Source organism: Izhakiella australiensis (genome assembly GCF_002006995.1).
Taxonomy (GTDB): Bacteria; Pseudomonadota; Gammaproteobacteria; order Enterobacterales; family Enterobacteriaceae; genus Izhakiella; species Izhakiella australiensis.
Genome location: NZ_MRUL01000001.1, coordinates 634,780 through 656,026, shown reverse-complemented (window position 1 = coordinate 656,026; position 21,247 = coordinate 634,780). Strand labels below are relative to the sequence as shown.

Below are 21,247 nucleotides of genomic sequence, written 5' to 3'. Positions count from 1 at the left end.
TCTCACCTCATCTTTCAGTTTGATTTCATATAAGCGAGAATTTTTTCTTCTATTTCACGCTTGTCGGTGAGCTTATTTAGAATGATCACCTTTTTCATTTGCTCTTCACTCGCATCGGAGTTAAGAATATCGGCAAACATTTTTTGCGTGAGAATAATGTCGTATTTAAAGGACGAAGCTTCGGAAACCGTTGTATGATTAATATCAGCTTCTATTCCTAATTTTTGTAATACAGACTTTGCGCTCATCTCAATAGCAAAGCTTGAGCCAAGCCCACAGCCACATACGCAGAGTACTTTGAGCATACCTATTACCTCATATAATCTTATTTATTTTAGCAAGCTTGTAGATATTACTGTCTTTATCAACTAAACGTTTATCAGAGCCTTCCAGATCTATCGGTATAGCTTTATTATTATTGTTTACAACAATGATTTTATTAATCAGTCCACTGTTTATACAACGCACAACTTCTTCGGCAACAATCGCGCCTTGTATAATCTCTTCGCCGGTGGGAATACCGTTCCTTAGTCCGTATCCCAGGATGGTTTTTCTTATCCTGATACCAATTTTGTGCTCTATCTTACCTATCATCGTATCGATAGCACCCTGAAATCCAGGCGTATATTCTTTGGTATACCCTTCAGAGCATAATATGACGACGCTATTCTGAACTTTTATCTTGTTTTTAATATTTTCTGCCAGAATATCAATCTCCCAGGGCGACTCAGGGATTAGCGCAATATCCGCATTACTCTTTAACGCAGCCTGCAGGGTAAGCTCACCGCAGTAGCCGCCAAGCAGTTCAATCATAAATACGCGTCCCGGCAGGCCCCGGCCGGTATTTCTTAACTTACCCACCTCGCTGATTACCTGCTCGCAGGCGGTGGAAAAACCGATAGTGTAGCTACTTCCGGTAATATCATTATCAATGGTCATGCCGACGCCGTAACAGCTCACGCCATAGCCACTCAGCACTTTTAAAAACTGAAAAGAGCCATCGCCACCGGCCATGATTAAAGAATCAATTTTTCTCAGCCGTATATTTTTTGCTATTTTTTCATAGTCTGACTTCTTGCATTTATTCTCCTTCCTGCCTGAAGAAATCAACGGAACTGGCGATATAGCAAAATCAACCAGATCGCGCCATGAAATTTCTTTAAAGCGGTTTTCAATCAGGCCATTGATACCGCCATCAAAAATAACAATTTCAGAATCAGTCATCCGACTGACCTGAAAAATAAAATTGTTTATACCACTAACATCGCCACCGCTAATTACTAATCCTATTTTCATTGGCTGGTCTCAGTTTTAGAACTTCACCGTGAATGCGATTTGATTATTGATAATGGGTTGAATCATTTTTTTGACAGATGTCACATTTATTTAATACCACAGGTTAACATTGACCCTTGACACTGATAAAAAACACCAATTAATGTGATATTAATCACACTAATTATTTAACAATTGCTAAAGAAAATTATTTAACCAATTGTTTTGTATCTATTTTTTCACAAAAAAAGAAAAGCACGCCGGGCGGGTTATTTTTGACAGAAATACAGTTTTTACTTTTGTGATTCGTTTCACATTTAATCACCTCTGACTGCGAAGGTTATTATTCATCAGTAGATAAACCACCGTGATATCAGGGTTTAGCGGACGCAAAAGCAGATATCTGATAGCAGAGTAAACATTAAGGAATTTTATAGAATATGACTCCCTGCCCGGCTGTTATATTGCAAACAGTCGCGCTGGCAGGAAAATCATTGATGAAAAGCTGCCCGCGCTGTCTGATAACCAACTGGCAAAGTCTGGCATCAGCAGCGCGGCACGTTATTTGGGGGAATGAATAACAGAGAATTTACCAGGGGCTGCGCGTAGGTCTGATGACAATTTCACTCACGTCCACATCATCGGGCTGCTCAATGGCGTAGCGCACCGCACGCCCGATGGCATCCGGCTGTAGCGCGATCGCGCGGTAGTCGCGCATCAGAGCGGCCGCGCTGGCATCGGTTATGGTGTCAGCCAGTTCGCTCTCGACCACACCTGGATGCACGCAGGTTACCCGCAGCTGCTGATTTTCCTGGCGCAGCCCGTCAGAAATAGCCCGCACCGCATACTTAGTGGCGCAATACACCGCAGCGGTCGGCGAGACGCTGAGCGCACCGACCGAGGCGATATTAATCATGTGCCCTTTTTCACAGGCCAGCATCGCTGGCAGCACCGCCGCGATGCCGTACAGCACCCCTTTAATATTAACGTCGACCATGCGATCCCACTCATCGACCTTTAAGGAAGCCAGCGGTGACAGCGGCATCACGCCCGCATTGTTGACCATCACGTCAATGCGGCCCCATTGCGCCAGCGCCGCGTCGGCAAACGCCTGTACCGACGCCTGTTGGGTAACGTCCAGCGCCTGAATCGCCGTCTCAGCCCCCAGCTGGCGGCACTGCTGCGCCAGCGCTGCCAGTCGATCCTCGCGCCGGGCGCCCAGCAGCAGCGTCATGCCGGCGGCGGCCAGCTCCAGCGCGATACCCGCGCCAATGCCGCTCGAAGCGCCGGTGATTAATACAACTTTGTTATTACTCATGGTTGGTTCCTTGTGCCCGTTATGTTGCTGGTTATCCTAAGCAGGCTGGTTTATAAAGAGAATTCCCCCATTACTTACCGTACTGGTAACCAGAGCTAACCAATGATGCTGGATAACAACGCATTACAGGTGTTCGTTACGCTGGCGCAGACGCGCAATTTCCGCCTTGCCGCCGAGCGGCTGGGGGTTACCCGGCCGGCCGTCAGCCAGACGCTGCGGCGGCTTGAGGATCGGCTGGGTATTTCGCTAATACAGCGCACCACCCGCAGCCTGCGGCTGACCGAGGCGGGTGAACGGTTTTATGCTGAGGTGGCCCCGGCTATCAGTGAACTGAACCAGGCTATTGATAATATTACCGGCATGACCAACCCGCCGCGCGGCAGGCTGCGGCTGGCGGTGTCGTCGATCGCCGAGCGCTTTATCTCCGGTGAACTGCTGGCCGGCTTTATCACTCGCTATCCACAAATCGAGCTGGATATCACTATAACTGACGCCGAATTCGACATCGTGGCCGCAGGTTTTGATGCTGGCGTGCCGCTGGGAGAAATCATCGCCCTGGATATGATTGCCGTTCCGGTTTCCGCCCGTCAGCGCCAGGTGGTAGTCGCCTCCCCCGACTATCTTGCGCGCCACGGCGTCCCCCGGCATCCGCGCGATTTACTGAACCATCGCTGCATCGGCTGGCGAAAATCGCCGGAGGAGCCTTCATGGCGCTGGGAGTTTGCCGAAAATAACAAGGAGTTTGATCTGGCGGTGAATCCGGCGCTGACCACCAACGATATGGGCGTGATGCTGCGTACCGCCTGTGCGGGAGGCGGCATCAGCTACGGCATGGCGGAGACCTTCTGCCAGCAAATAGCGCGCGGCGAGCTGGTCACTCTGCTTGACGACTGGCTACCTGAATTTGACGGCTTTTATCTCTATTTCCCCAGCCGCAAAAATCTGGCGCCCAAACTACGCGCCCTGATCGATTTTATGCGCATGTAACACCGCGCTGCATCATGGATAAAGTCCGGGCTTATAGCGAAACGCTTAAGCGACGGTTTGCCCGCACCATCGCTACGGCGGCGAGCAGCACCAGCACGATGACGAAAATGCTCATTACCTCTGCCGTTCTGATTAAACCAATCATTTGTACCAGTAGCCCGGCAGCCATCGCAGGCAAGGCATTGGACAGATAGCATTCTATATAAAACGTCGCCATCAGCCCTGCCCGCTGCTGGGGAGCGGCCAGCGGCACCATGCTATTGATCGCCCCAAGGAAACCGGCGCCCAGACCAAAGCCGGCAAAGGCCGATCCGGCCAGCAGGGCAACCACCGATCCCCAGAGTATTCCCGTAAGGATCAGCGCCATGCCGGGGATCATCGCCATAACGCCGGTTGTCAGCGCCGCATGAGCGCTTTGTCGTCGGGCAATCAGGATTGCCAGCACGCCGCTGAACGACAGCAAAGCGACAATCAGGCCACCGAATACCAGCGAAGTAATACCGGTGATCCGCAGCACCAGCGAAGGCATCAGCGACAGGTAGAAACCGCACAAGCCCCATACCGCAATGTTGACCGGACTGATCAGCAAAAACGTACTGCGGGCCGCAGCAGGGATGCCAATATGCAAAGCGAGTTTCCAGCGGGTCACCTGCTGCGGCGGCGCGGTTTCAGCACTAAACCAGGTGCGGATAAACTGGAGAACAAACAGTGCCAGTAATAATGCGTATACCAACCGCAGCGGCACAGGGGCGTACTGGGCCAGTAACCCACCGCCGAGAGCGCCAACCCCCATGCCGAACAGCGGCGCCACGCTGTTGATCAACGCACCGCGCCGGGCTGAGATATCAATGATCGCCGCACTCAGCGTGGAAGCCGCCAGCCCGCTGGCGATGCCAAGCACCAGCCGTGCCGCAATCAGCCAGCCAATGCTGCCAGCGCAGAGAAACAGCGCCATACTCAGGGCAGCGAGCAGCAGCGCCGCCAGGATCACCGGACGACGCCCGGTATGGTCGGATAGACGACCGGCAACCAGCAGCGTCAACAGCAGAGTAATGGCATAAGCGGCAAACGCCACCGTCAGAAAGAAAGGAGAAAAATGCCACTGCGCGCGATAAAGGCTGTACAGCGGCGTCGAAGCGCTTGAGGCCGCCAGCGTAACGATAAGCGTCTGGGCATGCAAAGCGATAAGCGCGCGGCTTTTCTGCGGGAAAGTGCTGGACATAACAAGGTGCCCTCTGATAAAAGCAATTTTTTTGCGATTGTGATCGATGGCTGACTATCCCACTAAAGCAAAATATTTGCAATAGTGACTTTTACCCCATTTTCTGAGAAGCAAAAATGCAAGATAAAAAAAGCCGGCCGGGACCGCGTCCGGGTGGACGAAGCGCGCTGGTGCAGGCGGCGGTGCATCGCGCCGTGCGTGAGATACAGGCAGAAGGTGATGAGGCGCAGCTGACGTTCCCGGCGATCGCCGTCAGAGCAGGCGTTACGCCGTCAACGCTCTATCGCCGCTGGGGAACGCTGCCCGAGCTGCTATCCGATGTGATGGTCGAGAATTTACGTCCGGACAAAGCGCCTGAAGATCTGGGCTGTTTCAGGGCCGATTTAAGCGCCTGGATTGAACAATATATTGAAGAAATCTCATCGGTGCCGGGGCGTAACATGCTGCGTACCGTACTCTGCGCCGATAAAACACAAAACAACGTACAGTGCGCAACTTATACCCTGCAGCAAATTGAGATGCTGCGCAGCCGCGCGCTGGCGCGCGGCGAAAAAGTGCCATCGGCCGATACGGTGCTCGATCGCCTCGTCGCACCGCTGGTTTATCGCCTGTTATTTTCCGCTGAAACGCCGGGGCCACAGCACATTGCGCGGCTGGTCGACGCGATGCCCGATATCAGCCCGTAGCGGCCACAAGCCAGCGCCGCCGACCTTCTGCGCCGTGCTTAGCCTAAATACTCAATGATCGACAGCCCGCCGTTATAGTCGGTGCTGTAGATAATGCCCTGCGCATCGACAAATACGTCACATGACTGGATAACCTGCGGCCGATCGGGGCGGGTATCCATCATTTTCGCCGGCGCCGCCGGCACCAGCGCGCCGGTTTCGACCGGGCGGTAAGGATTGGAAATATCGTAAGCGCGCACCCCGGCGTTCTGGTAGGTGGCGAAAATCAGCGTCGAGCTGACAAAGCTCCCCGGCCGGTTTTCATGCAGATTATGCGGACCAAAATGGGCGCCTTTTGCCACGTAATCAGCTTCCTGCGGCGGCGGGAAGGTGGCAATGCTCACCGGATTTGACGGTTCGCGGATATCGAACAGCCAGATAAGCTTCTCACCATCCTGCTGATTGTCGAGCACCGCTTCATCCAGCACCACCAGTAGATCGCGCTCCGGCAGCGGCAGTGCAGTATGCGTGCCGCCGCCAAATGGCGGGCTCCAGTTACGGTGGCTGATAAGCGTCGGCTGGCTGCGATCTTTAATATCCAGCAGCGTCAGGCCGCCGTCGCGCCAGCTGCCATAAGCGGTATCGCCGGCGATAATCGCATGATGCAGCGCATAGCGTTTGCCCGCAGGCCAGTCCGGTTTCTCCCCTGCCGCCAGGTTCATGCCATCCAGCCACCAGCGGCCGGCAACCTGCGGTTTACGCGGATCGGCCAGATCGATGGTCAGGAAGATATAATCGCTGAAGCCTTCAAGCAGCGCCGAGACATAAGCCCAACGGCCGCCAACATACCAGATACGATGGATACCGACGCCATTAAGCGGCAGAAAGCTGATTTCACGCGGCGCGTCAGGCTGCGAAATATCGAAAATGCGTAACCCGGCGCTCCAGGCCTGCTGGCTGATATCGCCGAGCGTGTCACCCACCGCTTTGGTGTAATAGACCTTTTCATCAGCAAAGCGGGCGTCGGCAAACAGGTCACGCGCGTTGATAACCAGCAAAAGATCGTCGTGAGCCTGCAAATGGACGTTCCAGGTACCCGGCGGGGCGGCAACGTAGCCTGCCGACTTCGGCTTTTTCGCATCGCGCACGTCAACGATGGAAAACCCTTGCGACACCATATGCCCGATATAGGCATAGCCACGATGCACCATCAGCTGCACGCCATCAGGCCGGCCGCCCTGGTCGCTGTGACCAATCAGCCGCATGTTGCGCTGGTATTCCGGACGCGGCAGTTCAGTTGCCATTATTACCCACCTTATTCACATGCCCCGCCGCTGGCGATGGGGCATCAGGTTTATCGTTATAGCGAACCGTCCGCGGGCTTATTTATTTTTCGCTTCCAGAGTGGCAAACCACGGTGCGATAAAGTCCTGCGTTTGTCCCCAGCCTGGGATCACCTTGCTCAGCGATGCCACGTTCACCGCGCCTGGCTGGGCTGCCAGCAGCGCCTGCGGGATAGCCGCCGCTTTGAATTCGTAGCTGGCCGGCGTCGCTTCACCGGCAATCTTGTTGGCGATCAGGCGAACATTGGTGGCGCCAATCAGCTTCGGATCCACCGCCACGCTGACTTTCCACGGGCTGTTCGCCTCGCGCATCAGCTGCAGATCCTGATTCGACACATCGATACTGTAAAGCTTGATCTCAGTGCGGCCGTTCTCTTTCAGCGCCTTATAGGCTCCCTGACTAAAGGCATCCCAGGTGCCCCAGATTGCATCAATCTGGCCTTTAGGATACTTAGCCAGCACCGCCCCCACCTTGTTGGCGGTATCGCCCTGCACGTCGGAAGAGACCGCGCCGATGGACTCCAGTTCTTTAATCCCCGGATTAGCCTTCAGCATTTCCGCATAGGCCGCCTGACGGCGATCCATCGGCGGGAAGCCCGCAACCCACAGTTTGATGATGCGCGCGTTACCGTTGAAATCCTTTACCAGCTCACCAAAGGAGAGCTTTGTCAGCGAAGCATCATCCTGCTGCGTAACGGTCACGCCGGGGATCTCGCCGCGAACGGCGGTATCAAATACCGACACTTTAATCCCGGCCGCCACCGCCTTTTTAATCAGCGCGCTGGAATAGGGATCGCGTCCCTGGGAGAGAATAATGCCGTCATATTTCTGGCTGATCGCCTGATTAACGAAATCCTGGAATTTAGCGTCATCGCCGTTGCTTAAAAAAGGCGTGACTTTAAAGCCCAGCTTTTTACCCTGCTGAATAGCGCCGGCAATAAACTGGCTGGTATTATCATCCGAGCCAAGATTACGGATAAGCGCAATGCGCACCGGCCCCTGGTGATTGGCAATCGCCGACGGTACCGGCACCGGCGCTGCCATTACCGCAGGCAGCGCCAGCGCGTTGAGTAACCCCAGCGCCAGCAATGAGAATGCTATTTTTTTCATATCTGCTTTACCCTGATTAATTAACGCCACTGAAAATAGGTCACCGCCAGCGCACCAGCCAGCACCAACCCTTTAATAATGTCCATCGCGTAGTAAGGCACCGACAGCATCACCAACCCGTTCTGCAACACGCCGAGTATCACCGCGCCGACCAGCGTTCCCAGCGCATTGGGCTTACCCGATCCCGCCAGCGAAAAGCCAATCCAGGCCGCCGCCACCGCATCCATCAGGTAAGAGCCACCGGCGTTAACCTGAGAAGAGCCGATGCGCGATGCCAGCAGGATGCCGCCCAGCCCCGCCAGCAATGAAGCAATAAGATAGGCCGCAACCTTATAGCGCCGGGTGCGAATCCCCGACAGGCGCGCTGCCTCCGGGTTGCCGCCGATGGCATACATACGCCGCCCGTGGGTGGTCAGCGATAATCCAAGCTGGGCGACAAGGGTCACCCCCAGCATGATGAACACAATTGTCGGCACCTGACCCAGCGCGCCGAAGGCCGCAGGGATGGTCCCTTCAGCCATATCGCCGCTCGGCAGTACCATGTTTTCGGTAATCGAGCCGCCGTAGCTGTAAGTCATCGCCACGCCCTGAATGACAAACAGGCTGCCAAGGGTCGCCAGCATGTCAGGAATACGCAGCACCACGATCAGCAGGGCATTAAACAATCCGACCAGCATGCACAGGCCCAGGGTCAGCAAAATCGCGGCGGTAGTGCCAAAGCCATGCCAGACAAACAGCGAGATGACTAGCGCATTGGCCAACGAGGCGGTGGAACCAACCGAGAGATCGAAGCCGCCCACGGTCAGTGAAACCGATACGCCGATGGCGATAACCGTGACGATGGCAATCGAACGCAAGATATTGATGATGTTGAACGGATCGAGGAAATTTTCCGAGGCGATGCCGAAAATCGCAATCATGGCGATAACGGTCAGTACCATCCCCCATTTGGAGAGGAAGCTGAAAATCTGCTGACGCGGCGCCGACGCGCTACTGGCTGAAAGGGCCTTGTTCAAGGCGTTGTTCCTCCGGTGGAATAATAAAGTAAGGTCTCTTCACGGGCTTCTTCGCGCGTCACTTCCGCGACAATACGGCCATCCCATAACACGCAGATGCGGTCACACAGCCCCACCAGCTCGGCGAACTCGCCGGAGGCATAAATCACCCCCTTGCCCTGGCGGGCCAGCTCATCAATAAGTGAAAACAGATCGGTTTTTGCTTTGATATCGACGCCTTTCGTCGGCTCATCAAAAATCAGCACGCTGGCATCAGCGCGCAGCCACTTGCCAATCGCCACCTTTTGCTGATTCCCTCCCGACAGGCGACGCAGGCGTTGCCCCGGACCGCTGGCGCGGATGCCGAGGCGGGTAATGACCTGCTGCGCCCAGCGCCATGACTGGCGGCGGCCAAACACTCCCCAGCGCGCAAAGCTGTTATCGGCGCTGACCGCTAAGTTCATGCTGACGGATTCGTCAATAAAAATGCCCTCTTTACGTCGCTCTTCCGGCACCAGCGCCAGCCCGCGCGCCACCGAATCGGCAGGATTGCGCGGTCGCCACGGCCGGTGATTCAGTTCGCCGCGTGCAATACGACTTTTGCTGGCGCCAAACAGCGCCTTACAAAGCTCGGTCTTTCCGGCGCCGGCCAGCCCGGCAATGCCGAGAATTTCACCCTTATGCAGGCGCAGAGAAATATTTTTTAGCAGCGCGTCATCATGTAATTCCTCAACGCTCAGCAGCAGTTCCTGCGCCTGCGCCGGACGCGCGGGGGGATAGATATCGCTCAGCTCATGACCAAGCATTTTTTCCACTATCTGTTCGCCGCTGAGATCCTGCAACGGGCCAGACTCGATCAGCCTGCCGTCGCGCAGCACCGTTAAGGTATCGCAGATGGCCTTCAGCTCATGAATACGGTGGGAGATAAAAACCACGCCGATCCCCTGCTGCTGCAAGCGGCGAACCACGGTAAACAGGCGCTCGCTTTCATGGCGGTCAAGCGGCGCAGTTGGCTCATCGAGGATCAGAAAACGGCAGTGATGAGACAGCGCCCGCGCCAGCAAAATCTGCTGCTTTTCGGCCAGCGTGCAGCTGCCGATTGGGCGGCTGATATTCATCGACGTATCAAGCTGCGCCAGCGCGGCGCGCGCCTGACGACGGATCTCGCCCCAGCGGTAGCAATGACCACTCTCCGCCAGCTTATCCAGCATAATATTTTCGGCAATGCTCAGGCCCGGCACCAGCGCGACATCCACTTCCTGCTGAACCAGATGAATGCCCAGCCGCTTTGCGTCGCGCGGGCGGCGAATCGACACCGCCTGATGATTAATCAGTATCTCGCCATCATAGCCGCCGTGGGTGCCGCAGAGCACCGCCATCAGCGTCGACTTACCGGCGCCGTTGGCCCCGGTAAGGGCGTGGACCGAACCGCCGCTCAGGCTGAAATCCACCTGCGACAAGGCATTAAAGCCGGCAAAAGCCAGGCTAATCGCCCGCATTTCAAGCTGGTTACTGCTCATGCCGCGTAGATCCCTGAGGTGATTGGTTTATTTAGCTAAATTTTTCATAACCTTGCCCGGCAGGCAACCAATGAAAAGGCATAAGTTAAAGCAAAAGAATATTAGCCATCTGGATGTCCAAAATCAACAACCAGGTTAACATCAGACTATCGAACACGCAATAAAGGACCTTTGATCATGAGTAATAGCGATATTCGCGTCGTGCCCGGCCCGGCAAACTATTTTTCTCACCAGGGCAGCCTGGCGCGCCTGCGCGAGTTCTTCAGCCCGCAGCAGCTTGAGCGTGCGGTGTGGATTTACGGTGAACGCGCCATTGAAGGCGCCCGCCCTTATCTACCGGAAGAATTCAACGCGCCGGGCGCAAAACAGATTCTGTTTAAAGGCCACTGCAGCGAAACCGACGTCACGCGTCTGGCTCAGCAGGCCGGCGGCGATCGCGCGGTGGTGATCGGCATCGGCGGCGGCGCCCTGCTGGATAGCGCCAAAGCGGCAGCGCGTCGTCTTAAGCTACCGGTGGTAACCATTCCGACCATCGCGGCAACCTGCGCGGCCTGGACCCCGCTTTCCGTCTGGTATAACGATGCCGGCCAGGCACTGCAATTTGAAGTATTCAACGACGCTAACTATCTGGTGCTGGTCGAGCCACGCATTATCTTTGCCGCGCCGGCAGACTATCTGCGCGCGGGCATCGGCGATACTCTGGCAAAATGGTACGAGGCGGTGGTACTGACGCCGCAGCCGGAAACGCTGCCGCTTACCGTACGCCTTGGCGTCAACGCCGCGCTGGCGATCCGCGATATTCTGTTAGAAAGCAGCGAACAGGCGCTGGCAGATCAGCAGCGCGGCGAACTGACACAAAAGTTTCTTGATGTAGTGGAAGCCATCGTGGCTGGCGGCGGCATGGTAGGCGGACTGGGGGATCGTTATACGCGCGTGGCGGCGGCGCATGCGGTACACAACGGCCTGACGGTGCTGCCGCAAACCGAGCGGTTCCTGCACGGCGCCAAGGTGGCCTACGGTATTCTGGTGCAGAGCGCGCTGCTCGGTCAGGATGAGGTATTAACCCAACTCATAAATGCCTGGCAACGCTTTACGCTACCCACCACGCTGCACGCGCTGGCAATCGACATCAATAATCGCCCGGAGCTGGATAAGGTCATCGCCCATACCCTGCGTCCGGTGGAGTCGATTCACTACCTGCCGGTCGCGCTCTCGCCTGATATCCTGCGGGCAGCGTTTGAGAAAGTAGAGTCCCTGTCGCGCTGATTGATAGCGTCCCAGGCGGGCCGGTGGTCTGCGCATAACAAACCGCGTGACCACCGGCCCGATGCGCCCATCATCGCCGGGTTAATCAGAGCGCACTCACCCCCCGCGCTTCGGCCTCACGCAGCCAGTCCAGCAGCAGCGAATAAGGCTCGCGCGTTACGACGCTGAAGCCGGTGATAAACAGCGCGCGACAGAGCTGCTGGTAAGCCGCGTCGCTAACCAGCTGATACAGCGCATCCTGCAACATCCCAAGCGTGAGCGCCGAGGTCGCACCTGAGGTAATTAGCGGCAAGCCCGGTGCCGATGGACTTTGCCCTATGATGGCGAGGTTATGCAACAGCGTCGGCTGATGACGTTGCAGCAGGGCAAAGGTAACGCAGTCAATGGCGGCGATATCCGCCGTATTTTTATTCAGCGCAAGCAAAGACTGTCGGTGGCTGCCGCTAAAGCTGACGGCGCCAAAAAATTTACCGTCCCGCGCCAGCGGCGCCACCATTTTACGCAACGCGTTATAGCCCGACTGCGAATCCAGCCCGTTGCATACCGCCCGGCGACCGACAAAATCCGCCAGCGCTTTCCCCGCATCCTCCTGACGCGAAACCAGAAAACTACGGTAGCGCGCGCCGTCACAGCCCGGTGCATCGTAATGAAAACAGCCAACAAGCTGAACTTCCGCTAGCTGCGTTACCAGCGGATAACCACAGGTCTGGCTAAGCAGCAGATCCTCACGACGCCAGTGGGATAACAGCTCAGCCTGCGGCCGGGCGACAGTCAGGCTTGCGGCTGGCATCCCGCGTTTAATCAGCAGTGACCGCAGCGCAGAGCACAGCGCTTCACTATCGGAACGACAGAGATCGTACATCGGCAGGGAAATCAGATTACTCATGGCGCTTAGTGGTTTTGTTATCCGGTTTGCAACCAGGATGCTCATTAACCTCTACTGCTGTCAACAGAAAACGCCGCAACCACTCGCCGTAGCCGCGCACCACAAACCCATGATTGCGCTGCTGGTAAGTTTCCTGATAGCGCAGATAAATTTTACCTAAGCCATACCAGGGAACACCCGGCAGGTCATGATGAACCGAATGATAATTGAGGTTAAGAAACAGCACCCGCCAGGGCAACGCCGCTTCGTTTATCACCGAGCGCGCCAGCGGATCGTCCGCTGCACGATGTTCAAGGAAGGAGCGAACTTTGGTCAGCGACAGCGCCGGATAGCTGATAAACAGCAGAAAGTAACCCGGTGAAAAATCAAGGTGGGTCATCAGGGTAAACAGACCAGCGAGCAGCACGCCATGCACCAGCCACATCGCCATCGCCCGATATTGCCGGCGATAAAAAGCCACCAGCAGCGCGCGTAATGTCTGCAAAATATCCAGCAGCGGCCCCAGCAGCAGACGGCCGGGAAAGGTATTCCTGATCCGGATAACCTGCCGCTGCCAGGGGGCAAAACGCTGCCAGCTGGCGGCAGAAAAATAGTAAGACTCCGGATCATCATCCGGCAGCGTCAGTTGCTGGTTACGGTGATGCGCCAGGTGAGAGTCGCGATACAGGCCATAGGGATACCAGATAGCCAGCGGCAGCAGGCCCAGTAGCTGATTAAACCCGGCGTGGCGCGTGGGATGACCGTGTATCAGTTCATGCTGTAAGGACATATACCAGCTGGTGAACCAGATTAATAGTAACGTGGCGGGCAGCAGGCCGATTGTCTGCCAGCAGGTCAGGCTGATAAACCAGCCGCTGTAAATAATCACGATCAGACCCCAGGTCGGCAGTTCGCTGCGCCAGAGCCAGGATTGGGAGAGCTGCCGTATCACATCACGCTGCTGCTGATGTAAAAAGCTGGAAGAGCCTTGCGCCATTAATGCAAACACCGCTTATCTGGTTGCCATAATGCACAAACGATGTGAGAAAGCAGGCTAAAAGGCAAAGCATATAAATAACTTAGCTATGCCGGAAAAATGTTATACGCCGACAGTTTCCATCACCCCGGCCAGGGGTATTTGTTTAGACGTTCTCCTGTTATGGACATTTCATCATTGCCTTTATATGCTTCGCATACAAAATATATAAAGGTGATTTATGGGCATTGTAAAAATCTCTGATCTGATGCATGAGAATCTGCGGCTGGCCAGCGGCGCGCTGGACCGTTCCATTAATTCCCAGGCGGAGCATTGGCTAAAGATCGGCATGCTCGCTGAGCTCTACCCGCATCTGAGCCACCAGCAGCTAAGCCGCTTGCTGGTCACAGCGCAGCTTAGCGACGGCTGCGATATCACTAAGCTGCTTGGGCAAGAGCTGGCGGCGGCGGCAGAGGAATAACCATCGTGGTATCAATCAAACTTCATACCCCGCAGCAAATTGACATGGCCAGAGCGGCAGGCCATGCCGCCGCGAGCGTGCTGGCGATGATTAAACAACACATCCGCCCCGGCATCACCACCGGCGAACTGGATAAAATCTGTCACCAGTACATCGTTAACGAGCTGAAGATTACGCCAGCTAATATTGGCTATAACGGCTATCAGCACACGATTTTGACCTCGGTAAACCACGTCGTCTGCCACGGGGTTCCATCGGATAAGCTTTTGAAAAAAGGCGATATCGTTAACGTTGATGTTGCGGTAATCAAGGACGGCTGGTTCGGCGACACCAGCCGCATGTTTCTGGTCGGTGAGCCGGGCATCAGAGCGCGTCGGCTGGTTGAGGTCACCCTGCAGGCGCTGGAAGCCGGGATGCGCAGCGTGCGCCCTGGCGCAACCCTTGGCGATATCGGCGCCGCCATTCAGCAGGTGGCGCAGCAGGCGGGGTTTAGCGTGGTCAGGGAATATTGCGGCCACGGTATTGGCGAGGAGTATCACGCCGATCCGCAGATACTGCATTACGGTCAGCCGGGAGCCGGGATTGCACTTAAAGCCGGGATGATTTTTACCATCGAGCCAATGCTCAACGCCGGCAAAGCGGCGACTTCGCTGTTATCCGATGGCTGGACGGTTATCACCCGCGATCGTTCGCTGTCGGCGCAATGGGAACACACCGTTGCAGTGACCGATAGCGGTTATGATTTGCTGACACCCTGGCCCGATGCGCGCTGAGATTCGCCGGCCAGCATTAAGCATCAACTGATACTCTCAGCCCCCGCAGCAGGCCCGTTTGCTTTCCGCACCGGCACAAGCACATCCGTGTGGCGAGACCAGGCAAACGGCAGACCCTCATTGCTGCAAGCCCGGCATCCCGGTCGCAGAATGCCCGGCTGCTTTGCGCACCGGCACAAGCACATCCGTGTGGCGAAAATACGCAAACGGCATCCCCTCATTGCTGCAAGTCCGGTACACCGGTCGCAGAAGGCCCGGCTGCTTTGCGCACCGGCGCAAGCACATCCGTGTGGCGAAACTACGCAAACGGCATCCCTCATTGCTGTAAGCCCGGTACCCCGGTCGCAGAAGGCCCGGCTGCTTTCCGCACCGGCACAAGCACATCTGTGTGGACTGGCGCACGGCCATCCTTCATTGCTGTAAGCCCGGCACCCAGGTCACAGAAGGCCCGGCTGCTTTCCGCACCGGCGCAAGCACGTCCGTGTGGCCTGGCGCACGGCCATCCCTGGCCGCGAGCCTGCTGAAACCAGCCGGGCCTTCTCCTCCCCCGTAAACTTCCTCATCGCTTTAGTAAAAAAAACCAAGTCTGCGCCGGACTGAATACCGGTAACCTGTCTTTTGCTTTTTAATAAAAAACGGATGCCGTTTCCCACAAACCTGTATCAACAGGCTTTTCTGCGCCGAACGAATGAAGACCGCCAGGGTGAGCCGCAGGGAGGCGGCGAAAGTAAGCGCTGCGTCGGGAACGCATCGCGAACGGCCCGTACGGCGGGCTACATGCGTGAAGGTAGGACGCAGCCACGCAGAAACTGCCGGAAGTCCGGGGTCAAGGGGCCATGACGTTTGATGGCCCCTTGCCGGTCGCCCGCAGCGGCGGGCAACTATGCCACTGGCCGCACAGGCGAACGGAACAACCCACCAAAGGTGAAATAAACACCCATCGCGCTGGCGAACGGAATAATCCACCGCAGGTGAAATAAACAACCCACCTAAGGTGGAGAAATCAGCCAGCCGCTGCCAAGGCAAACGGAGCAACCACCTCAGGTGAAATAAACCCCCACCGAAGGTGAAATACCCCCACTTAACCTCAGTCAGTAAAGCCAGCCTGGCGACACATCTGCAGATTGCTTCTCAACGTAAAGGCGATTTTGTCCGGGTAAGCGGTGTAGTAATTATGTACTTCTTCCAGCCCTTTTTTCTGCGCCAGCTGTACCGTCTTCAGCGAGCAAGTACGGTAAGTTAAATCTTTTTGCATATTTGTTTGCTTCTCAAGGCGATCGCTGGCGGAAAGGGCATTCCACGCATCGGTGAGCGAGTAGTTATAAATTACTTTATTGTCTTCGGAGTGAATATTTTCTATATAAATAAACTTGTCGAGCTGCATTCTTTTCTGCCCGCGCATTTTCTGCTTATCAAACTCAGCGCCGTAATCTGCCAGCTGATTGACGCTCATGGTTTCGGTCTTTTGCTTATAGGCTGCTACATAAGCAGGGTCCTGATAATAATGATTGGCATAGGCGCGTTTTAATTGGGAATTGCTCATAGTACAACCTGCCAGCAGCAGAGGCAGAACGATTACCAGCTTATTTTTCAACATGTTAATCTTCCCATCGGTAAATATCATCCTGTTTTTATTTTGCGAAGGCCACATTATTTGACGGCGCTCCACATTTTTCACCTGCCAGACAAACAAGCCGCATGCTGACAGTAAAAACGTTGTACCGCCGCATAAAATTAAAAGCAAGTTTTCTCAGTACGTTAGGTGAGCTATTTATCGATTTAAGATTTTTCCCCTGAAGATATTTCCTGACGGGTATTAATTATTCTCATCAGGCTATTTCTTCTCCGCTTAATCGCCGGTAATGCTTATTACTTCTGTGGAAATGCCCAATTATCTTTAATCACTGCGCACGGTCATGGTAAATAATTTTGCTGTATACCGCCCCGAGCAGCGCCAGGTCGGCAACGATAGCAAAGGCCAGCGAATAGTCGTGAGTATTATCAATCCCATAGCCACTGCATAGCGCTGCCGCCAGCATTGCGACATAAACGATGAGAGCCAGTCGCCGCCGTAGAGGATGATTGCGGCCATCCGTCAGATCTTGCGCTAATGCTGTACAGATAATTCCAGCGCCGAAACCGGAAATCACCACCGCGACCGCCAGCACTTCTCCAGCTAATCTCCCCTGTAGCGCCGGGATAATCAGCAGGATCCCCAGCGCGCAGGTAAAAAATCCCCAGTAAATTTTTCTCAGCGTTTTCACCCGATGAAACAGCGGCTGGCGGGCGATGATGAAACCCACTGCCAAAGCCAATAAAAGCAGCCCGCAGAGGCTCAGGGTAAAAAGCCCGCCGCGTTGAATGCTGAAAACAATTAATAGCCCCGTCTCTGCCGCCAGCACGCTGGCGATAAAGGCGGTAATAATTCCTCCCGCCGGCTCGTCGGGCTGAGAGCGTCGTGTTAAAGAAAGATTGCTCATCATTTGCTCCCGGCATTAAATGCCTTAAGATTAGTTAAATTCATCCATTCCTATGGGATGAACTAATCTTATTCCGGTGAAATATGATCAATCAAAATCATAGTTTTCAGCCACAGGTGAAAATAACTCATCATGCATAAAACACGTTTACCGCCGCTGGGCACGTTGCGGGCCTTTCATCTGGTTGCCGAATGGCAAAGTTTTAAACTGGCAGCCGAACAGCTGAACGTTAGCGCCACCGCAGTCAGCCATCAGATACGCCAGCTGGAAAGCACCCTCGACTGTCGGGTATTTGAGCGCAGCGCCCGCGGCGTGAGCCTGACGGACACCGGCCGCGTTTTGTACGAGGCTAGTCGCCAGGCATTCGGCGTCCTTGAGCATGCGATGGCTAAAATCGACCACGACCGGCAGCCGCCGGCATTAACCATAACCACCACGTCCAACTTCTTAACCAACTGGCTAATCCCAAGGATGGCCGACTTTAAACAGCTATTTCCTGATATTGATTTAAGGCTGCATACCAGCGTCGAGCGGGTCGATTTAACCCAGAGAACGGTAAATATCGCCATCCGCTACCGGGAAGCTCAGGAACCGGGCCTGCATAATACCGAGCTGTTTGTTGACCGCTTCCAGGTCTTTGCCAGCCCGACGTTGAACCTGCAACGCCCTGAGGATTTGCTCAGCGTTGCGCTGTTTCACGTGGAAAACCGTCTGGTGCCGGCGCACTCTCCCAGCTGGGAGAACTGGAAAAAGCGTTACGGCCCGTCCGATCTCGATACTGATAAGGGGCTCAGATTCAGCGATGAGACCCACGCTCTGCAGGCCGCCGTTGCCGGTCAGGGGGTGGTGATTGCCAGCGAGCTATTAGCCGGCGATTTGGTGCGGCGCGGCGTGCTGGAGGTGCCCTTTGCGGCGCCGCTTGCCGGCGGGTGCTATTTATTTCTGACGCTGGAGGATGTTGCACAGCGGGCTGACGTCCGCCAGCTACGAGAGTGGATTGTGCAGCAGATGGCGCAGGATAAAAAATGAGTATCGGCTCTTCACCGAGCAAACTGTTATAGATTTTTATCAATATAGTGTCTATTGCTGAAAACTGTACGAGGTATAGCATGACTTCGCTGTTAGCGTAATCGCTGTAATGGAGTCGTCGTATGCTGCAACCGGTCACCGGTCGTCGCCTGCCTGCAAAGGAGGCGAAACAATGTTTGGATTAGATGCGTTTCATCTGGCAAGAGCCCAGTTTGCCTTTACTGTCTCCTTCCATATTATCTTCCCGGCTATCACTATTGGCCTCGCAAGTTACCTCGCGGTGCTGGAAGGACTCTGGCTCAAGAGTCGCCTTGCCGCCTGGCGCGACCTTTATCATTTCTGGAGCAAAATTTTCGCGGTTAATTTCGGGATGGGGGTGGTGTCCGGCCTGGTTATGGCCTACCAGTTTGGTACCAACTGGAGCGGATTTTCGCAATTTGCCGGCAGCATTACCGGACCGCTGCTTACCTATGAAGTGCTCACCGCTTTTTTTCTTGAGGCCGGCTTTCTTGGCGTGATGCTGTTTGGCTGGCAGCGCGTCGGCGAAAGACTGCATTTTTTCGCCACCTGCATGGTGGCGCTCGGCACCATTATCTCCACCTTCTGGATCCTGGCTTCGAACAGCTGGATGCAGACGCCGCAAGGTTACCGAATTGAGCATGGCGTGGTCGTTCCGGAGGACTGGCTACAGATCATTTTTAACCCCTCATTCCCCTGGCGCTTGCTGCATATGTCCACCGCCGCTTTCCTCGCCAGCGCCTTTTTTGTCGGTGCCTCGGCGGCATGGCACCTGCTGCGCGGCAATGACAGCCCGGCGGTACGAAAAATGTTCTCCATGGCGCTATGGATGGCACTGACGGTCGCGCCGTTGCAAGCCGTCATCGGCGATATGCACGGTCTGAACACCCTTGAGCATCAGCCAGCCAAAATCGCCGCCATTGAGGGGCACTGGGAAAACAAACCCGGCGAGGCCACGCCGCTTATTCTGTTCGGCATGCCGGATATGCACGCTGAACGCACCAAATATGCGCTGGAAATCCCGCATCTCGGCAGCCTGATTCTGACCCACAGCCTGACGCGCCAGGTACCGGCCTTAAAAGACTTTCCGCCACAGGATCGGCCCTATTCGCCGCTGGTTTTCTGGTCCTTCCGCCTGATGGTCGGCCTGGGTTTGCTAATGATCAGCGTGGGCATAATCAGCCTCTGGCTGCGCTATAAGCGTCGGCTGTATACCTCACGCCCTTTCCTGCGCTTCACGCTGCTGATGGGGCCGTCGGGATTAATCGCGATTCTGGCCGGCTGGTTTACCACTGAAGTAGGTCGCCAGCCGTGGGTGGTATATGGCGTTCAGCGCACTGCCGATGCGGTCTCCGCTCACGGCGATCTGCACATGAGCATCAGCCTGCTGGCGTTTATTCTGGTTTACGGTTCGGTGTTCGGCGTCGGTTACCTCTATATGATGCGGCTGATAAAAATCGGCCCGCTGAGCAGCGACAACCGACGTCCTGAACCGGGAGGACCGGGACGCGCTAACACGCCGGCCCGTCCACTTTCGGCGGTCAGCCAGCGGAATGAGGAGCGCTAAAATGATAGATTTGTCGCTGATATGGTTTGCCATCATTATTTTCGCCACGCTGATGTATATCGTCATGGACGGCTTTGATTTGGGAATTGGCATACTTTTCCCCTTCAATACCGACCCGCAGGAGCGCGACATCATGGTGAATACCGTCGCGCCGGTCTGGGACGGCAACGAAACCTGGCTGGTACTGGGTGGCGCCGGACTGTTCGGCGCCTTCCCCCTCGCCTATGCGGTGATTACCGACGCGCTGACTATTCCGCTGACGGCCATGCTGCTGGGGTTAATCTTTCGCGGCGTCGCGTTTGAATTCCGCTTTAAAGCAACCGAAAGCCATCGACCATTCTGGGATAAAGCCTTTATCAGCGGTTCAGTGCTGGCCACCTTTAGTCAGGGAGTCGCTCTGGGCGCGCTGATTAACGGCCTGCCGGTCAGCGGGCGCGCATACAGCGGCCCGGCGATGGGCTGGCTGGCGCCCTTCCCGCTGTTTTGCGGGCTGGGCCTCACCATTGCTTATGCCTTGCTGGGCTGTACCTGGCTTATTATGAAAACCGAACATGCGCTACAGCGTAAAATGGCGACACTCGCCACGCCGCTGGTGCTGACGCTGCTGGGGGTGATTGCCATTATCAGCCTGTGGACGCCGCTGGCTCATGCCGATATCGCCCGCCGCTGGTTTAGCCTGCCGGCATTCTACTGGCTGATACCGGTACCGCTGCTGGTGCTCGGCTGCGGCTGGGCTATCCTGCGCAGCGTACGCCGCAACGCCCACTACCGGCCTTTTTTATTAACGCTGGCGCTCATCTTTCTCGGCTTTTCCGGTCTTGGCATCAGCATCTGGCCGCATATCATCCCACCAGCCGTTTCATTATGGGACGCTGCGGCACCGCCGCAAAGCCAGGCGTTTATGCTAGTAGGCAGCCTGCTGATTATTCCGGTAATTCTGGGGTACACCTTCTGGAGCTACTATGTGTTTCGCGGCAAAATTTCCGCCGACGAGGGATATCATTAAATGCATACCGATCTCAAACCGCAGAGTACTAAATCGCGTTTTATACGCAGCAAACGCCTGCTCTGGCTGATGGCGATATATCTGTTAAGCATTATGGCGCTGGCAACGGTCGCCGGATTATTCCGCCTGTTGATGACCGCCGCTGACATGAAAAGTCACTAACGTAAGGGGGAGTTTTTAAGGGGCCGCCATGCGTCGCGGCCCCTTGAGCCCGGATCTGTAAATCCCTCCCTGCCTGCCCGATTTGTTTCACCTACGGTGGGCTGTTCCGTTCGCCAGAACGGCGGCTGGCTGATTTCTTCATCTCAGGTGGGTTGTTCCGTTCGCCTGCGGTGGAATATTCCGTTCGCT

21 protein-coding genes are annotated in these 21,247 nt (G+C 55.4%); 9 read left to right on the top strand and 12 right to left on the bottom strand.

What is annotated here, in order from left to right; genetic code table 11:
• Window positions 1-14 precede the first annotated feature (14 nt).
• From BTJ39_RS02945 to BTJ39_RS02935, 3 genes are all read right to left on the bottom strand, one after another.
• Window positions 15-305, bottom strand: a complete 291-nt coding sequence (locus BTJ39_RS02945; protein WP_078001158.1) for a PTS sugar transporter subunit IIB — start codon at window positions 303-305, stop codon at window positions 15-17.
• Between the two features lie 10 nt (window positions 306-315).
• Window positions 316-1,296, bottom strand: coding sequence for a 6-phosphofructokinase (locus BTJ39_RS02940; RefSeq protein ID WP_078001157.1), 981 nt, complete (start codon window positions 1,294-1,296; stop codon window positions 316-318).
• A gap of 568 nt (window positions 1,297-1,864) precedes the next feature.
• A complete protein-coding gene (locus BTJ39_RS02935; RefSeq protein ID WP_078001156.1) occupies window positions 1,865-2,593 on the bottom strand; it encodes an SDR family oxidoreductase in 729 nt (242 codons plus the stop codon).
• A gap of 102 nt (window positions 2,594-2,695) precedes the next feature.
• Between BTJ39_RS02935 and BTJ39_RS02930 the strand changes: the two genes are divergently transcribed.
• Complete coding sequence (locus BTJ39_RS02930) at window positions 2,696-3,580, top strand: LysR family transcriptional regulator (RefSeq protein WP_078001155.1); 885 nt, start codon at window positions 2,696-2,698, stop codon at window positions 3,578-3,580.
• 31 nt (window positions 3,581-3,611) lie between these two features.
• Here BTJ39_RS02930 and BTJ39_RS02925 read toward each other — a convergent pair whose 3' ends face one another.
• Window positions 3,612-4,802: an MFS transporter gene (locus BTJ39_RS02925; RefSeq protein WP_078001154.1), complete on the bottom strand. Its 1,191-nt coding sequence runs from the start codon at window positions 4,800-4,802 to the stop codon at window positions 3,612-3,614.
• A 116-nt stretch (window positions 4,803-4,918) separates the two neighbouring features.
• On the opposite strand from BTJ39_RS02925, the gene BTJ39_RS02920 reads away from it, so the two are divergent.
• Window positions 4,919-5,488, top strand: a complete 570-nt coding sequence (locus BTJ39_RS02920; protein WP_078001153.1) for a TetR/AcrR family transcriptional regulator — start codon at window positions 4,919-4,921, stop codon at window positions 5,486-5,488.
• A 38-nt stretch (window positions 5,489-5,526) separates the two neighbouring features.
• On the opposite strand, the gene BTJ39_RS02915 is transcribed toward BTJ39_RS02920, so the two are convergent.
• From BTJ39_RS02915 to BTJ39_RS02900, 4 genes are all read right to left on the bottom strand, one after another.
• Window positions 5,527-6,771 (bottom strand): LVIVD repeat-containing protein, encoded by a 1,245-nt coding sequence (locus BTJ39_RS02915; RefSeq protein WP_078001152.1) that lies wholly within the window; start codon window positions 6,769-6,771, stop codon window positions 5,527-5,529.
• A gap of 78 nt (window positions 6,772-6,849) precedes the next feature.
• Window positions 6,850-7,920, bottom strand: a complete 1,071-nt coding sequence (locus tag BTJ39_RS02910) for a sugar ABC transporter substrate-binding protein (protein ID WP_078001252.1) — start codon at window positions 7,918-7,920, stop codon at window positions 6,850-6,852.
• 20 nt (window positions 7,921-7,940) lie between these two features.
• On the bottom strand, window positions 7,941-8,936 hold the full coding sequence (locus BTJ39_RS02905; protein WP_078001151.1) for an ABC transporter permease: 996 nt from the start codon (window positions 8,934-8,936) through the stop codon (window positions 7,941-7,943).
• A complete protein-coding gene (locus BTJ39_RS02900; protein ID WP_078001150.1) occupies window positions 8,933-10,435 on the bottom strand; it encodes a sugar ABC transporter ATP-binding protein in 1,503 nt (500 codons plus the stop codon). The genes BTJ39_RS02905 and BTJ39_RS02900 overlap by 4 nt, the downstream gene beginning before the upstream one ends.
• A 177-nt stretch (window positions 10,436-10,612) precedes the next feature.
• Here BTJ39_RS02900 and BTJ39_RS02895 point away from each other — a divergent pair, with 177 nt between their 5' ends.
• The gene (locus BTJ39_RS02895) at window positions 10,613-11,701 is read left to right on the top strand and encodes an oxidoreductase (protein WP_078001149.1); all 1,089 of its coding nucleotides are present in this window, start codon (window positions 10,613-10,615) and stop codon (window positions 11,699-11,701) included.
• Between the two features lie 85 nt (window positions 11,702-11,786).
• Here the strand turns inward: BTJ39_RS02895 and BTJ39_RS02890 are convergent, their stop codons facing one another.
• Together BTJ39_RS02890 and BTJ39_RS02885 are read right to left on the bottom strand one after the other, a co-directional pair.
• Window positions 11,787-12,587 carry a phosphate/phosphite/phosphonate ABC transporter substrate-binding protein gene (locus tag BTJ39_RS02890; RefSeq protein ID WP_078001148.1) on the bottom strand — a complete coding sequence of 267 codons (801 nt, stop codon included), beginning with the start codon at window positions 12,585-12,587 and terminating at the stop codon, window positions 11,787-11,789.
• Window positions 12,580-13,563 (bottom strand): fatty acid desaturase, encoded by a 984-nt coding sequence (locus BTJ39_RS02885; RefSeq protein WP_078001147.1) that lies wholly within the window; start codon window positions 13,561-13,563, stop codon window positions 12,580-12,582. Before BTJ39_RS02885 ends, BTJ39_RS02890 begins: the two co-directional genes overlap by 8 nt.
• Before the next feature lie 220 nt (window positions 13,564-13,783).
• Between BTJ39_RS02885 and BTJ39_RS02880 the strand changes: the two genes are divergently transcribed.
• Entirely contained in the window at window positions 13,784-14,023 is a 240-nt protein-coding gene (locus tag BTJ39_RS02880) for a ParD-like family protein (protein WP_078001146.1), read from the top strand.
• Window positions 14,024-14,028: 5 nt separating this feature from the next.
• Complete coding sequence (gene map, locus BTJ39_RS02875) at window positions 14,029-14,796, top strand: type I methionyl aminopeptidase (RefSeq protein WP_078001145.1); 768 nt, start codon at window positions 14,029-14,031, stop codon at window positions 14,794-14,796.
• Window positions 14,797-15,883: 1,087 nt separating this feature from the next.
• On the opposite strand, the gene BTJ39_RS02870 is transcribed toward map, so the two are convergent.
• On the bottom strand, window positions 15,884-16,339 hold the full coding sequence (locus tag BTJ39_RS02870) for a hypothetical protein (RefSeq protein ID WP_241825854.1): 456 nt from the start codon (window positions 16,337-16,339) through the stop codon (window positions 15,884-15,886).
• Window positions 16,340-16,697: 358 nt separating this feature from the next.
• Window positions 16,698-17,276, bottom strand: a complete 579-nt coding sequence (locus tag BTJ39_RS02865; RefSeq protein WP_078001144.1) for a hypothetical protein — start codon at window positions 17,274-17,276, stop codon at window positions 16,698-16,700.
• Between the two features lie 132 nt (window positions 17,277-17,408).
• On the opposite strand from BTJ39_RS02865, the gene BTJ39_RS02860 reads away from it, so the two are divergent.
• From BTJ39_RS02860 to BTJ39_RS02845, 4 genes are all read left to right on the top strand, one after another.
• A complete protein-coding gene (locus BTJ39_RS02860) occupies window positions 17,409-18,305 on the top strand; it encodes a LysR substrate-binding domain-containing protein (RefSeq protein ID WP_078001143.1) in 897 nt (298 codons plus the stop codon).
• 172 nt (window positions 18,306-18,477) lie between these two features.
• Window positions 18,478-19,890, top strand: a complete 1,413-nt coding sequence (locus BTJ39_RS02855) for a cytochrome ubiquinol oxidase subunit I (protein ID WP_078001142.1) — start codon at window positions 18,478-18,480, stop codon at window positions 19,888-19,890.
• Between the two features lies 1 nt (window position 19,891).
• Entirely contained in the window at window positions 19,892-20,896 is a 1,005-nt protein-coding gene (gene cydB / locus BTJ39_RS02850; RefSeq protein ID WP_078001141.1) for a cytochrome d ubiquinol oxidase subunit II, read from the top strand.
• On the top strand, window positions 20,897-21,058 hold the full coding sequence (locus tag BTJ39_RS02845) for a DUF2474 domain-containing protein (protein WP_078001140.1): 162 nt from the start codon (window positions 20,897-20,899) through the stop codon (window positions 21,056-21,058).
• Window positions 21,059-21,247: the final 189 nt, after the last annotated feature.

Coding starts and splice junctions, on each gene's coding strand:
- BTJ39_RS02945 (WP_078001158.1), bottom strand. CDS start 305: ATGCTCAAAGTACTCTGCGTATGTGGCTGTGGGCTTGGCTCAAGCTTT.
- BTJ39_RS02940 (WP_078001157.1), bottom strand. CDS start 1,296: ATGAAAATAGGATTAGTAATTAGCGGTGGCGATGTTAGTGGTATAAAC.
- BTJ39_RS02935 (WP_078001156.1), bottom strand. CDS start 2,593: ATGAGTAATAACAAAGTTGTATTAATCACCGGCGCTTCGAGCGGCATT.
- BTJ39_RS02930 (WP_078001155.1), top strand. CDS start 2,696: ATGATGCTGGATAACAACGCATTACAGGTGTTCGTTACGCTGGCGCAG.
- BTJ39_RS02925 (WP_078001154.1), bottom strand. CDS start 4,802: ATGTCCAGCACTTTCCCGCAGAAAAGCCGCGCGCTTATCGCTTTGCAT.
- BTJ39_RS02920 (WP_078001153.1), top strand. CDS start 4,919: ATGCAAGATAAAAAAAGCCGGCCGGGACCGCGTCCGGGTGGACGAAGC.
- BTJ39_RS02915 (WP_078001152.1), bottom strand. CDS start 6,771: ATGGCAACTGAACTGCCGCGTCCGGAATACCAGCGCAACATGCGGCTG.
- BTJ39_RS02910 (WP_078001252.1), bottom strand. CDS start 7,920: ATGAAAAAAATAGCATTCTCATTGCTGGCGCTGGGGTTACTCAACGCG.
- BTJ39_RS02900 (WP_078001150.1), bottom strand. CDS start 10,435: ATGAGCAGTAACCAGCTTGAAATGCGGGCGATTAGCCTGGCTTTTGCC.
- BTJ39_RS02895 (WP_078001149.1), top strand. CDS start 10,613: ATGAGTAATAGCGATATTCGCGTCGTGCCCGGCCCGGCAAACTATTTT.
- BTJ39_RS02890 (WP_078001148.1), bottom strand. CDS start 12,587: ATGAGTAATCTGATTTCCCTGCCGATGTACGATCTCTGTCGTTCCGAT.
- BTJ39_RS02885 (WP_078001147.1), bottom strand. CDS start 13,563: ATGGCGCAAGGCTCTTCCAGCTTTTTACATCAGCAGCAGCGTGATGTG.
- BTJ39_RS02880 (WP_078001146.1), top strand. CDS start 13,784: ATGGGCATTGTAAAAATCTCTGATCTGATGCATGAGAATCTGCGGCTG.
- BTJ39_RS02870 (WP_241825854.1), bottom strand. CDS start 16,339: ATGAGCAATTCCCAATTAAAACGCGCCTATGCCAATCATTATTATCAG.
- BTJ39_RS02865 (WP_078001144.1), bottom strand. CDS start 17,276: ATGAGCAATCTTTCTTTAACACGACGCTCTCAGCCCGACGAGCCGGCG.
- BTJ39_RS02860 (WP_078001143.1), top strand. CDS start 17,409: ATGCATAAAACACGTTTACCGCCGCTGGGCACGTTGCGGGCCTTTCAT.
- BTJ39_RS02855 (WP_078001142.1), top strand. CDS start 18,478: ATGTTTGGATTAGATGCGTTTCATCTGGCAAGAGCCCAGTTTGCCTTT.
- cydB (WP_078001141.1), top strand. CDS start 19,892: ATGATAGATTTGTCGCTGATATGGTTTGCCATCATTATTTTCGCCACG.
- BTJ39_RS02845 (WP_078001140.1), top strand. CDS start 20,897: ATGCATACCGATCTCAAACCGCAGAGTACTAAATCGCGTTTTATACGC.